This window comes from Haloarcula sp. HT12 (assembly GCF_055271655.1).
Window position 1 is genome coordinate 40661 of record NZ_JBUXKW010000001.1, and the last position, 13271, is coordinate 53931.

Consider the following 13271-nt stretch of genomic DNA (forward strand, 5'->3'; position numbering starts at 1 on the left):
GCCCTGCCGGTGGGTGGTCTCATACGGATTATTGTAGATTATTTCCGGATTACACCGACCCCGTGGTCGGTGGATACCGGTAAATCGCTACAACAATCCGTATCAGTCCTGACTAATGCTGTCGAGTTTCTGCGTTTCATCCGGAGCGCCGGTCCGCCTGACTTTCCCGGCAACCACCGAGAGGGCGTAAATCCCCACTGCGACGAGGACTATGACGCCGCCGGCTGTCGCACCGACGTAGTACGAGATACCGATACCGAGCAGCACGGCGAGTTCGGCCAGCACAATCGAGACCAGCAGCGACTCCGAGAAGCTTCGGGACACCTGCGTCGCGCCGGCGACCGGGACGACCAGCATGGCCGCGACGAGGATGACGCCCATTATTTGCATCGCGCCGACGACGACGAGCGCCGTCAGCATCACCATGATCCGGTTGTACCAGGCGACCGGGAGCCCGGAGACGGCGGCGGCGGTCTCGTCGAAGGTGACGTACAGCAACTGGTTTCGGGTGAGCGCGACCGTTCCGACGACCACGCTGAACAGCCCGAGCATGATGACCGCGTTCTCGGCGGACACCGTCGAGAGGTTCCCGAAGAGGTACTGATTGATACCGACGGCCAGTCCGCCGGCGTTGAGGCTAATGAGGACCGTCCCCAGGGCGAACCCCGTCGAGAGGACGATTGCCATTGACACGTCGTTGTAGGCGTCGGTCGCCTCGGAGATGAGTTCGATGAGCAACGCCGCGATGACAGCCACGACGACAGCGGTGAGATACGGCGAGACGCCCAGTTCGAGGACGCCGTTGAGAAACAGCCCGACAGCGACGCCGGCGAAGGCCGTGTGGGCGAGCGCGTCGCCGATGAGCGCGAGCTGGCGGTGGACGAGGAAGGTCCCGATGAGCGGCGCGATGACGCCGACACACAGCCCGACCAGTATCGCCCGGTACATGAACGTGTACTCGGGGCTGATGAGCTCCAGCCCAGTGATGTGGTAGAGCTGTGTCAGGAGCCAGTACCACAGTTCGAGCACCGGAAGGAACACCTCGTAGACGCCACCGGAAGCAAACGCGAGCGTCATCCGTCCCCTCCCGCCAGTGACTGCGCGCCCGCCCCAAACGCTCTGGCCAACGCCGGACTGTCGGTGAATTCCGCTGACGGGCCGTCGAAGTACACCTCCCGGTTCAAGCAGATGACGCGCTCCGCGTGTTCGGTGACAGCCTGCAGGTCGTGTTCGATGAGCAGGACGGTGATGCCGTCGGCATGGAGCGATTCGAGCAGTTCGTAGAAGGCATCGACCGATTCGGCGTCGACGCCGACGGTCGGCTCGTCAAGGACGAGCAGGTCAGCCTCGCCCGCGAGCGCCCGGGCGATGAACGCCCGCTGGCGCTGCCCGCCGGAGAGCTGGGTGATTCGCCGGTCGACGAAGGCCGTCATCCCGACCGTGTCGATGGCCTCGTCGACGATGTGCCAGTCGGCCGCCGAGAGTCGGCCGAACCCGACGTGTGGGAACCGTCCCATCTTCACCACTTCGCGGACCGTTATCGGCATCTCCCGACTCGTGCCGGCGCGTTGCGCGACGTAGCCGACTCTGGTCCCGTCGTCGAACACCGTCGCGTCGACGCCGAACAGTTCCGCGGTTCCCGCGTCCGGTTCCAGCAGCCCGAGCAGTAGTTGCATGAGCGTCGACTTGCCCGACCCGTTCGGGCCGACCACGGCGACGTACTCCCCGGCGTCGATGCTGACGCTGATGTCTTCGACGACTGGCGTGGACGTGTAGCCGAACGAGACGTCCGCGAGTTCGATGACGGGAGACTTGTTCTCGCCCGGATCGGTCGTTTCCTCGACGGTGTCACCCTGCAGGAGCGATCCCAGTGACACCATCATTCGAAGTTCCGCCAGGTCTCGTTCCAGCCGTCAGGACCCGCGTCTTCGGGCGCAGTATTGCCCAGGACGACCTCGAACGTCGGCATGTTGATCCGATAGGCGATCTCCTCGTAGCCCCAGTCGTTTGCCACCCACTCCTCGCGGACGCCGGCGTAGGGCGTCACCGGGTAGTAAGCCTCGACAGGCGTCTCAGCGAGCAACTGCCGCGCGGGCTTGCGGGTCTCGAAAACGCCGGCCCCGATGTACCGGATGTCGTTTTCCTCGATGACCGCCTTGGCCTCGGTGATATCGGAGGGCTTCACGTCGCCACTGGCCGCGAGGTTGACCACGAGCGGGCGCATTCTGACGCCGTAGCGCGTCCCGATGTACTGGAAGGCGTTGTGTGCCGCGAGCTGGACCACGTCCCGGTCGGCCCGGTCGAAAATCTCGGCGTAGTCCGCGTCAATGCGGTCGAGGACCTCTGACTTGTACGTCTCGGCGTTGTCCCGGAGCGTGGCTTCGGCGTCCTGCGCGAGCGCGACCAGCCCCTCGGTGATGTTGTCGACCGACTGTTTCGCGCGCAGTGGATCGAGCCAGAAATGGGGGTCGCTGGCCCTGTTCTGGCCGACGCCCTCCTCGTCGCGGTCGAGACTCGCCGCCAGCGTTTCGAGTTCGATACCCTCGCGGACGTTGATGAGTGCGGTGTCGACATCGTCGTCTTCGAGCGTCTGGATTGCGCGGTCCGCCCACGGCTGGAAGTCCGGGCCGACGTGGATGAACGCGTCCGCGTCGATTATCTCTCGCGTGATGCCGGCGTCCGGTTCCCAGCCGTGGCCGTGCAGGCCGGTCGGAATGAGGTTCTTGACCGTTATCGGCGTTCCACGTGCGATCTCGCGGGCGAAGTCGTAGAAACTGAAGAAGGACGCCACCGCGACCGGGCCGTCCGCGCCGCTTGCGCCGCCGTCGCTTGTAGACGCTTCGGCCCCACCGCCGGTAAGACACCCGGCGAGCCCGGATGCAAGCACGCCCGCGCCGGCACCCAGGGCTTGCCTGCGGGTGAGTCCATGTGACGGCTCGCTACGGGGTTCAGTAGTTGTCATGTGTGGATTGCTATCGTAGAAGTATATAATAGTGAGTATCTAATCTAATTATTAGACTAGTCTAATCAGATTCGTACTGGCCTGGTACTTCGGACAAACCACAGGCACGTGCGGACACAACGCATAAACCGGCGCTCGAAGTTGGTTCGGTATGCCCGGGCTCGACGACACCGACCACGAAATCCTCCGGCTCTTGCTTGAAGACGCCAGACGTCCCTACAGCGACATCGCCGAGCGGGTGGACCTCTCGGCTCCCGCGGTCTCCGACCGCGTCGACCGACTCTCCGAGATGGGACTGATCCAGGGGTTTACTGTCGACGTCGACCGCTCGCTGCTACAGGCCGGCGTGCCGGTCCTGATCGAGATCGACGCGAAACCGGGTCGGGCCGCCGACGTCGCTGCGGCAGTCACTGACGCCGACACCGTCGAGCGAGTCTATCGGACCGCTGGTGGCCGAGTGGTGCTGGCCGCGACCGTTTCCCAGTCCGACGCCGGCGAACTCCTCGCCGAACACGTCGACCTCGGGGACGTGGACCGCTACGAGGTCCGGATGATCGCGGACAGCGAGTGGACCGCGGGGCTGGGCGGGGCGGAGTTCGCGCCCGATTGCGCGGAATGTGGCAACTCCGTCGACGAGGAAGGTGAACAGCGCACGCTCGACGGGGAGCGCTACTACTTCTGCTGTGGTTCCTGTGCCGAACGGTTCGTCGAACAGTACGAGTCGTTGAAAGACGGTGTCTGAACTGCGACCTTCGCTTTGGATTGGTAATCTCTAGCTGCTGTAGGTTTTGTCTCGAATTAAACAGCCGAGTCTGACTTTCGAATCGAAGGGACAAACCGCATGAACATGGGGGGCGTATAGTAGGACAAGATGAGTAACCGGACCACTCGGCTCGAACTGACGGGAATGAGCTGTGCCAACTGCGCGGGCACGATTGAGGAGTCGGTGGGCGGGCTGGACGGAATTGCGTCCGTCGACGCGAACTACGCCACCGACGAGGGGACCGTCGAGTACGACCCCGATGTGGTGTCGCTGGCCGATATCGTCTCTGCCGTCCGGGACGCCGGCTACGGCGTGGCGACGGAGACGGTGACAATCGGCATCACCGACATGTCGTGTGCGAACTGCGCGGACACCAACGAGGAGGCGCTGGGAGGGACCGCGGGCGTCGTCGAAGCCAGCGTGAACTACGCCACCGACGAGGGGCAGGTCACCTACAATCCGGCCGACGTGTCGCGGTCGGACCTCTACGACGCTATCGAGTCCGCCGGCTACACGCCCGTGAGGGAGGATGGTAGTGGCGGGAGCGGCGGTGACGGCGGAAGCGATGGCGACGGCACCAGCGGCGAACAGTCCGGCGCTGACCGCCGCGCCGCCGCGCGTAATGAGGAGACGCGCAGACAGCTCCGACTCACACTGTTCGGGGCGGCGCTCTCGGCCCCGCTGCTCCTGTTCATGGCGGACCACCTGTTCTCGCTCGGCCTCGTCGGCGAGACAGTTCTGGGGATCCCGCAGGGCTGGGTCGCCTTCGCGCTGGCGACGCCGGTCCAGGTGCTGCTTGGCAAGCCGTTCTACGAGAACTCCTACAAGGCGCTGGTCAACAACGGCCGGGCCAACATGGACGTGCTCATCGCGCTGGGGTCTTCCACGGCGTATATCTACTCCGTGGCCGCGCTGGCCGGGCTCATCGCGAGCACGGGGCTGTACTTCGACACGGCCGCACTGATTCTCGTGTTCATCACGCTCGGGAACTACCTCGAAGCCCGCTCGAAGAGCCAGGCCGGGGCCGCCATCCAGCAGTTGCTGGAGATGGAGGCCGACACGGCCACTGTCGTCCGCGACGACGGCAGCGAGGAAGAGATTCCCATCGACGAGGTGGGGGTCGGCGACCGGCTGAAAGTCCGACCCGGCGAGAAGATTCCGACGGACGGCGTCGTCGTCGACGGCGATTCGGCCGTCGACGAGGCGATGGTGACCGGCGAGTCCGTCCCGGTCGAGAAAGGGGAGGGCGACGAGGTCATCGGCTCGACGGTGAACCAGAACGGCGTCCTCGAAATCGAAGCGACGAAGGTCGGCTCGGAGACGGCTATCCAGCAGATCGCCGAGCGGGTCCGGCAGGCCCAGTCCCGTCAGCCGGACATCCAGAACGTCGCCGACCGCATCTCCGCGTACTTCGTCCCGGCGGTCATCGCCAATGCCGTCCTCTGGGCGGTGCTGTGGGCGGTCGCGCCGGAGACGCTGGCCGCCGTCGTCGATGCTCTCCCGCTGTGGGGGCTGGCGGCCGGCGGCCCGGCCGGCGTCGGTGTCTCTGAGTTCGCCGTCGTCGTCTTCGCCTCGGCCGTGCTCATCGCCTGTCCCTGCGCGCTGGGACTGGCGACGCCCGCTGCGACGATGGTCGGGACGGCTATCGGTGCGCGCAACGGCGTCCTGTTCAAGGGCGGCGACATCCTCGAACGCGTCCACGAGGTCGACACCGTCGTCTTCGACAAGACGGGGACGCTGACGAAAGGCGAGATGGAACTGACCGACGTAGAGGTGGTCGGCCCGGCCGCCGACGGCGGGACGCTCAAGCCCGAGCGAGAACTGACCGAAGAGTTCGTCCTCGACGTCGCCGCGAGCGCCGAACACGCCAGCGAGCACCCGCTGGCCGAGGCCATCGTCGAGGGGGCACGCGAGCGCGGCATCGAGATCGAAGACCCCGCGGCGTTCGAGAACGTCCCCGGCCAGGGCGTGCAGGCGACGACGCGCCACGGACGAGTCCTCGTCGGCAACCGGAAACTGCTGTCCGAGGCCGGCGTCGACATCGCACCGGCAGAAGAACGCATGGACGCACTCGAACGCGAGGGTAAGACGGCCATGCTGGTCGCGCTGGCTGACGAGGCCGAAGAAGACAGCAACGGCGAACCGAACTACCGCCTCCTCGGCATCGTCGCCGACGCCGATACGGTCAAGGAGTCCGCGAAGACCGCTGTCAGTGGCCTGCGCGAGCGCGGCCTTGGCGTCTGGCTCATCACCGGCGACAACGGGCGGACCGCCCGCGCCGTCGCCGAGGAGGTCGGTATCGACCCCGACAACGTGATGGCCGACGTGCTGCCCGAAGACAAAGCCGATGCTATCGACGACCTCCAGAGCGACGGCGATCAGGCGATGATGGTCGGGGACGGCGTCAACGACGCGCCCGCGCTGGCAGCCGCGAGCGTCGGGTGTGCCATCGGCTCCGGGACCGACGTGGCAATCGAGGCCGGCGACGTGACGCTGCTCCGGGACGACCCCGCCGACGTGGTGAAGGCTATCCGGATCTCCGAGGCCACGCTCCGGAAGATAAAGCAGAACCTCTTCTGGGCGCTTGGCTACAACACGGTGATGATTCCGCTGGCCTCGCTTGGCCTGCTCCAGCCGGTGCTCGCCGCCGTCGCAATGGCTGCGTCGTCGGTGTCCGTACTCGCTAACAGTCTCGCGTTCCGCCGGTACACGCCGGATTCGGAGTACCGCCTGTTCGGCTTCCTCCGTCGCTGAGCGGGCACCGTCTCCAGCAGACTCATTTGTCGGCGGGCCTCACGTGCGAACAGTGACTGCTGAGGAGCGCGTCGCCGACGAGCCGACGGGGAAGACAGTGTCACAGCCGTCGGGGATCGGCGTTCGGCTCCGGGCGCTCTGGCGCGCGCTCGTCATCGTCTGGCAGTTCGTCCCCCTGCTGTGGCAGTGGGGCCGTGACCGCAAGCGGTTCCTCCTGTTCGGCCGGTCCCGCTCGGTCGCGCCGGAGACCCGCACCAAGCGAGCGCGCTATCTGAAGAACACCTTCGTCGACCTCGGCCCGGCGTTTATCAAACTCGGGCAGATGCTCTCGACCCGGCCCGACGCGCTGCCGCGGGCCTACGTCGACGTGCTGTCGGAACTCCAGGACAACGTGCCGCCGGACGCGTGGGCGACTATCGAGCCCGTTATCGAACGGGAGTTGGGCGACGACATCGACACGCTGTTCGAGGAGTTCGACACGACGGCCATCTCCGGGGCCTCGCTCGGGCAGGTGTACGAAGCGCGGATCGACGGCCAGCGGGTCGCCGTGAAAGTCCTGCGGCCGGATATCAGAACGCGTGTCGAGTCCGACCTGCGCGTGCTGTCGACGCTGCTGCCGATACTCACCTACGGCGCGGACCCGGGCCAGGCCTTTACGTTAGAGAACCTCACCGAGGAGTTCGCCGCGACAGTCCGCCGGGAGATGGACTACGGGCACGAGGCACAGATGCTCCGGGAGATCGGCGACAACTTCGCAGCCGACGACGACATCGCCATCCCGGACGTCATTGCGAGCCACTCGACGGACCGTGTGCTGACGATGACCTACATCGACGGCGTGAAAATCGACGACGTGGAGCGGCTGGACGAACTCGGCGTCGACCGGCCGGCGCTCGTCCGGCGGCTCGAAGAGGCGTACATCCAGATGATCGTCGAGGACGGCCTCTTTCACGCCGACCCCCATCCCGGCAACCTGGCGGTCCAGCCGGACGGCACGATAGTCTTCTATGACTTCGGGATGACCGGCTATCTCGGTCCCAGGACGCAGGACCGACTGCTCGAGTTCTACGTCGGCCTGGCGACTGACGACGTGGACCGCGTGATGGACGCCTTCGTGGAGATGGGCGCGCTGGACCCGATGGCCGACCGCGAGGTGATGCGTGAGGCCTTCGACATCGTCATCGAGCAGTTCCGGGGCGAGGACATCAGCGAGTATCGAATCGAGCAACTGGTCGGCCAGTTCGAGACGCAACTGTACGAGTTCCCGATGCGCCTGCCCCAGGACCTCGCGCTGGTGGTCCGCGTGACGACGGTGCTTGAAGGCGTCTGTCGCACACTCGACCCCGAGTTCGACTTCATCGAGATCATTTCGGAGTACGTCATGGAACAGGGCGCTGGGGACGATATCCGAGAGCGAGTGAAAGCGGAGGTACAGGAGGCGGTGACGGATTCGACTCGGTCGGCCATCCGGACAGCGCCGAAGCTAGAGGACGCACTCGACAGAGTCGAGCGCGAAGAACTACTCGTCAAGACCGTCCTCGAAGACTCCGACGGACTGAGCCGGGTGCTCGCCAAGCGGCTCCTGCTCGGTATCGTCGCCAGTGCCGGGGTGCCGGTGAGCGCCTATCTCTACACCGTGAGCGGACTCCGACCCGCCGGGCTCGCGCTGGGCGGGAGCGCCGCAGTGCTCGGACTGCTTGTGTGGTCGTTCCGCCGACGCCGCGGGCCGGCGCTGTCGACGCCGCAGTTCACCCGCCACGAGATGCAACAGCGGCAGGCGGCCGACTCGACGGAGTTAGAGGAGTGATCGGCCGTCTCACAGCTCGCCAGTTTCTGCCATCTCCCGAATCTCTGCGGCCCGTTCACGTATCTCCGCGAGTTCCGCGTCGCTTTTGTTGTCGACGTGGCTGTACATCAGCCCCATCCGGTGATTCGACCGGAGCGTGTCCTCGTTCCGGTCCAGGAAGTCCCAGTACAGCGCGTTGAACGGACAGGCACCCTCGCCGGTCGTCTTCGTCTTGTAGTACGGACAGCCCGAGCAGTAATCACTCATCTTGTCGACGTAGTTGGCCGAGGAAGCGTAGGGTTTGGTTGCGAACACGCCCGCGCCGTAGAGCCCCATCTCGACGACATTCGGGGTCGTCACCCAGTGGAAGGCGTCGACGTAGCCGGCGTGGAACCACCGATTGAGCTGGGCCGGTTCGACGCCGTAGATGAGCCCGAAGTTGGCGAGGATCATCAGCCGCTCGATGTGGTGTGAGTAGCCCCGCTCTCTGACCCCGTCGACCACGTCGGAGAGACACGCCATGTCGGTGTCGCCGTCCCAGTAGAAGTCGGGCAGGTCCTCGGTCGCGCCGAGCTGGTTCGCCTCGGCCAGGTCAGGCATCTCCCGGCGGTACACGTGTCGGAGGAACTCACGCCAGCCGAGCACCTGACGGACGAACCCTTCGACGCTGTTCAGCGGCGCGTCGCCGTCCTCGTAGGCGGCTATAGCGCGTTCGATGACCTCGTCGGGACCCAGCAGACCGAGGTTGAGCGACGTGGAGAGCAGGCTGTGGCTCATTGCCCACTCATCCTCCAGCATCGCGTCCTGATACGGGCCAAACGCCGGTAGTCGGTTCGTAACGAAGTGATCGAGCGCCCGAACGGCCTGCCGGCGGGTGACGGGCCAGCGGAACGGTTCGGGGTCGGCCCAGTCGCCGCCGTAGGGCCGCTCGTCGTAGCTCCCCTCGAACGTCGTTTCGACCCACTCGATGACCTCCTTGGTCACGGTGTCCGGTTCGAACCGCGGTGGTTCCGGTGGCGTCCAGCCCTCGGGCGGCGTCTCCCGGTTCTGGTCGTCGTAGTTCCACTCGCCGCCGACGGGGTCGCCCCCGTCCATCAGGTAGCCCGTCTCCCGGCGCATGAACCGGTAGAAGTCCTCGTGACGGTAGCGGCCGTCTCCCGCCCACTCATCGAACTGCGCCGGCGAACAGAGAAACCGCTCGTCGGGGACAAGTTCAACGGTTCCGCCGGCATCGGCTACCAGCGATTCGAGTCGCGCCTGTGCGGACGCGGTCTGTGGCCGATGCGCTACGAGCGTGTCGTCCGGATGCGCTTCGAAATGTGCCACTAGCCCGTCCTCGAATGTCTCTGTCTGTCGGTACTGGACCGTCCGACCGTCGTCCCGGAGGTCGTCGCGGAAATGCCGCATCGCACTGAACAGCAGAATCAGCTTGTGTGGGTGGTACGGCAGTTTGCGGGCGAACGACTCCGCCTCTATCAGGAGCACCGGCTCGTCGGGCCGGCGGACAACAGGGCCGGACCGGCGGAGGAGGTGGTCGCCGCGAAGCCAGACGGTCATCTGCGAACGGACACTCCCATTAGCTGTACTGCGGGCCGTAGTCGCATCAATCCCCGTCCGAACTGTGTCGGTATCGTGACGCCGCGGGGCGGTACAAACCTCAATTATTGTTCCCAGACAAACGACAGAAACGACTTCCTTATAAGTTCACAGTCATAACTCTAGCTGCATGACAGACGACCTCGACAGGCGGACGTTCATCCGCACGACTGCGGCCGTATCAGGCGCTGGACTCCTCGCCGGCTGTGGCGGATCCGGCGGTGACGGCGGTAGTGGCGGCGATGGTGACAGTGGCGAAACGGAAGCCACCGAAGCTGAGGAGATGGAGACCACTGAAGCCGAGGAGATGGACACCGAGAGCAGCGGTGGGATGGAGACCGTCGAATCGTCGACCGAAGTGGCGGACTACGTCGGCGATTCGTCCAACTTCGACGGGAACACGGTCGTGATGACTGATCAGGACGAGGTCTCCGTTGCTGTCGGGGCCGAGGGGAACGGCGGTGCGTTCGCCTTCGACCCGCCCGCAATCAAAGTCTCGACCGGAACGACGGTCGTCTGGGAATGGACCGGCGAAGGGGCCGGCCACAACGTCGTATCCGAAGGCGAGGGCCCGCTCGACTCGGGCTCGGCTGTCGCCGAAGAAGGGACCACCTACGAGTACACGTTCGAAGAAGCCGGCACCTACCTCTACAACTGTGTGCCACACGTCGCGCTCGGCATGAAAGGCGCAGTCGTCGTCGAGTAGCGCGACAGTTAGCGGCCTGCTTTTATCGTGCGACCAGCGCCGAGCGACTGGTGACGTACAGCGAATACGCGATGACCACGAAGCCGACCGCGGTCAGTGCGTTCTCGAAGAGCAGTGCAGCGGTGGTACTCAGACCGAACAGCTGGTCTGCGACGCCGGCGACGAGCGACCCGATGGTGATGGTTCCGAATCCGACGGCGAGATACGTGAGTCCGGTCGCCCGCGTTTTCAGCGCCGCGCGAGCCGCGAAGTAGGTGATGAGCCCGCCAAGCAACACTGTCACAGTCTTGAATCCGATGACGATGAGTGGGATGTCTCCGTTCATAGTTCCTCGCTGACGCGTGACCACAGGAGTGCGAGCCGGTCGCTCGGCCGTGCCTCGGTCGGGAGAACGTCGACCTCGAACGCGCCGTCGGCGTCGATGCCGACGAACACCCCGCCACAGTCCCGAACGTACGCTGTCGCGTGGTGCCCGTCGGCACGCACCTCCGTCTCCTCGGCGACCAGTTCGGCCTCGCTCAGCTGTTGGAGCTTCCGGTACGTGCTTGTCTGGGGCAGGTCACAGGCCGACGCGACTTCTTTGGCTGGCAGCGGCTCGTCGAGTGCCCTGAGTATGTCGCGACAGTCAGGGTCGGCGAGGGCGTCGAACAGCGCCTGTGTCTCGCTCGCGTCGTTGTGTGCCACGGAGGGACCCTCTCAGGGAGGCAGTCGAAGGTGGTTCTGCGGGCGGTTCGGTTCCGATATGACGGGGCAGTGATGTGAAACCTGTGGGATGCTGTTGCCCCGATACCCTTCGATATCCGGGTATCAGCCCCCGGCTGATGTCTGAAATATAAAACACCATCAGATAAAGGGCGACCGTTTGTTTCCAGATTCTGGAAAGTGGACACTCCATTTTCTATCGTCGGATGACAACGACTAGCTCGCTATGCAACGGCCCTCCACTCGCAGACAGTTCCTCACGGGCACAGGGTTGACAGCGCTCGCCGTTACCGCCGGCTGCGTTTCCTCGGCTGATTCGGACTCCGCCACGGACAGTGGTACCGAAACTGCGACTGCAACAGCTACGGAAACGGCGACTGAATCGACGCCGGAGTCGCTTGACGACTGGCTTGACGACGCTAACGGTTACGACGGCGAGCCCCGCCGGTACGGACCTGAGTCCCGACCGACGATCATGGTCGGCGAGGAGACGGATGATGGACTGGCGTTCAGCCCCCCGGCTATCGAAGTCCCGCCGATGACAATCGTCCGGTGGGACTGGACCGGCCACGGGGGCCAGCAGAACGTGGTCGCTCTGGACGGACCCTTCGACAGCGGCCGGACGAACGCACAGTCGGGGACAGGCTATCACTACTTTTTCGAGGAACCCGGGGAGTATCGCTACGTCTCCGAGCCACACCGCGACGACGGCATGAAAGGGGCGGTTATCGTCAAAGAGCCTCCGACCTCGGGCAATGCAACAGTTGACGAGTGGCTCGTAGCGTCGAGTAACTTCGAGGGGACCATTACCGACCGCACCGGCTCCGACACCGCAACAGTCATCGCCGGAGCGGAGGGCAACGGCGGTGAGTTCGCGTTCGACCCTCCGGCACTGAAAGTCTCGACTGGGACGACCGTCCGCTGGGACTGGACCGGTCACGGCGGCCCGCACAACATCGTCTCGAAAGGCGATGGCCCGCTCGACTCGGAACTCGTCGCTGACGAGGGGAGCGCCTACGAGCACACGTTCGAGGAGAGCGGGACCTATCTGTACTCCTGTAAACCACACGAAGGGCTTGGAATGAGAGGCGCAATCGTCGTCGAATAACCACAGAAGCAGTTGTCGGCCGCCTATGGAATCTTGACGCTGTGTTTGAGCGTCCCGATACCCTCGATTTCGATTTCGACCTCGTCGCCGTCCTCCATCGGTCCGACACCCTCTGGCGTCCCCGTGGCGATAACGTCGCCGGGCTCTAGGGTCATATACGACGTGATCTCCGCGATCAGTTCCGGAACGGAGAAGATGAGATGCTCGCGGGAGGAGGACTGTTTCGTCTCGCCGTTCAGTCGGAGTTCGATGCTCGCGTCTTCGGGAACGTGCTCCGGTGTCGCGACGAGCGGGCCGATCGGGCAGGCGTTGTCGAAGGCCTTGCCGCGGACCCAGTTCTGTTCCTGTCGCTGGTCGTCGCGGTTAGAGATGTCGTTGACGCAGGTGTAGCCCGCGACGACGTCCATCGCGCCCTTCTCGGAGACGTTCTTGCACTGCTCGCCGATGACGACGCCGAGTTCGGCCTCGTAATCGATGCGCTCTTTCCCCGAGGGCAGCGTGAGGTGCTTACCGTGGGAGGCGACGGCGTTCGGAGCCTTGAGAAACAGCATCGGCCGGTCCGGGAGGTCCGAATCCATCTCCTCGGCGTGGTCGGCGTAGTTGCGCCCGATACAGACGACTTTCGTCGGTTCGCAGGGCGGGAGAATGTCCACCTCGTCGGGGTCGTAGGACTCGTCGCCGAAGGCGATGCGGCCGTACGGTCCGGCGGCGGCGGTGACGACGGGCTCGCCGTCCTCGACGGTCCAGCGGCCCCCCCGGACGTTCCCCGCGGTATCACGGAATCGAACACGCTTCATGTCACCGTTCTCTCAGGGCCGACAGATAAGCGTTTAGGAGGGGGAAACCGGACCACAGCGGCCTGTTCGACGGCTGTCTACCCGGCAATCGTCACCT

General features: G+C 64.9%; 12 protein-coding genes. 5 read left to right on the plus strand and 7 right to left on the minus strand.

Features of this window, described 5'->3' with window-relative positions:
- Positions 1 to 102: 102 nt before the first annotated feature.
- Genes ACY9XZ_RS00205 through ACY9XZ_RS00215 form a run of 3 tightly spaced genes read right to left on the minus strand, consistent with a single transcriptional unit; the run spans position 103 to position 2962 of the window.
- Positions 103 to 1077, minus strand: a complete 975-nt coding sequence (locus ACY9XZ_RS00205) for a metal ABC transporter permease (protein WP_463455095.1) — start codon at positions 1075 to 1077, stop codon at positions 103 to 105.
- A complete protein-coding gene (locus ACY9XZ_RS00210) occupies positions 1074 to 1883 on the minus strand; it encodes a metal ABC transporter ATP-binding protein (RefSeq protein ID WP_463455096.1) in 810 nt (269 codons plus the stop codon). The genes ACY9XZ_RS00205 and ACY9XZ_RS00210 overlap by 4 nt, the downstream gene beginning before the upstream one ends.
- Positions 1880 to 2962, minus strand: coding sequence for a metal ABC transporter substrate-binding protein (locus ACY9XZ_RS00215; protein ID WP_463455097.1), 1083 nt, complete (start codon positions 2960 to 2962; stop codon positions 1880 to 1882). Before ACY9XZ_RS00215 ends, ACY9XZ_RS00210 begins: the two co-directional genes overlap by 4 nt.
- Before the next feature lie 151 nt (positions 2963 to 3113).
- Between ACY9XZ_RS00215 and ACY9XZ_RS00220 the strand changes: the two genes are divergently transcribed.
- The 3 genes from ACY9XZ_RS00220 to ACY9XZ_RS00230 all read left to right on the plus strand — a co-directional run bounded on the left by ACY9XZ_RS00220 (position 3114) and on the right by ACY9XZ_RS00230 (position 8286).
- Entirely contained in the window at positions 3114 to 3704 is a 591-nt protein-coding gene (locus tag ACY9XZ_RS00220; RefSeq protein WP_463455098.1) for a winged helix-turn-helix transcriptional regulator, read from the plus strand.
- Positions 3705 to 3833: 129 nt separating this feature from the next.
- Positions 3834 to 6479 (plus strand): heavy metal translocating P-type ATPase, encoded by a 2646-nt coding sequence (locus ACY9XZ_RS00225; protein ID WP_463455099.1) that lies wholly within the window; start codon positions 3834 to 3836, stop codon positions 6477 to 6479.
- A 52-nt stretch (positions 6480 to 6531) separates the two neighbouring features.
- The gene (locus tag ACY9XZ_RS00230) at positions 6532 to 8286 is read left to right on the plus strand and encodes an ABC1 kinase family protein (protein ID WP_463455100.1); all 1755 of its coding nucleotides are present in this window, start codon (positions 6532 to 6534) and stop codon (positions 8284 to 8286) included.
- Between the two features lie 9 nt (positions 8287 to 8295).
- Here ACY9XZ_RS00230 and ACY9XZ_RS00235 read toward each other — a convergent pair whose 3' ends face one another.
- Positions 8296 to 9822 (minus strand): cryptochrome/photolyase family protein, encoded by a 1527-nt coding sequence (locus ACY9XZ_RS00235; protein WP_463455101.1) that lies wholly within the window; start codon positions 9820 to 9822, stop codon positions 8296 to 8298.
- Between the two features lie 169 nt (positions 9823 to 9991).
- On the opposite strand from ACY9XZ_RS00235, the gene ACY9XZ_RS00240 reads away from it, so the two are divergent.
- On the plus strand, positions 9992 to 10567 hold the full coding sequence (locus tag ACY9XZ_RS00240; RefSeq protein WP_463455102.1) for a halocyanin domain-containing protein: 576 nt from the start codon (positions 9992 to 9994) through the stop codon (positions 10565 to 10567).
- Positions 10568 to 10589: 22 nt separating this feature from the next.
- On the opposite strand, the gene ACY9XZ_RS00245 is transcribed toward ACY9XZ_RS00240, so the two are convergent.
- Positions 10590 to 10892, minus strand: coding sequence for a DUF7521 family protein (locus ACY9XZ_RS00245; protein ID WP_463455103.1), 303 nt, complete (start codon positions 10890 to 10892; stop codon positions 10590 to 10592).
- Entirely contained in the window at positions 10889 to 11251 is a 363-nt protein-coding gene (locus ACY9XZ_RS00250) for a winged helix-turn-helix domain-containing protein (protein WP_463455104.1), read from the minus strand. The genes ACY9XZ_RS00245 and ACY9XZ_RS00250 overlap by 4 nt, the downstream gene beginning before the upstream one ends.
- A gap of 244 nt (positions 11252 to 11495) precedes the next feature.
- Here ACY9XZ_RS00250 and ACY9XZ_RS00255 point away from each other — a divergent pair, with 244 nt between their 5' ends.
- A complete protein-coding gene (locus ACY9XZ_RS00255; RefSeq protein WP_463455105.1) occupies positions 11496 to 12377 on the plus strand; it encodes a halocyanin domain-containing protein in 882 nt (293 codons plus the stop codon).
- 23 nt (positions 12378 to 12400) lie between these two features.
- Here the strand turns inward: ACY9XZ_RS00255 and ACY9XZ_RS00260 are convergent, their stop codons facing one another.
- Positions 12401 to 13174 carry a fumarylacetoacetate hydrolase family protein gene (locus ACY9XZ_RS00260; RefSeq protein ID WP_463455106.1) on the minus strand — a complete coding sequence of 258 codons (774 nt, stop codon included), beginning with the start codon at positions 13172 to 13174 and terminating at the stop codon, positions 12401 to 12403.
- Between the last annotated feature and the right edge of the window lie 97 nt (positions 13175 to 13271).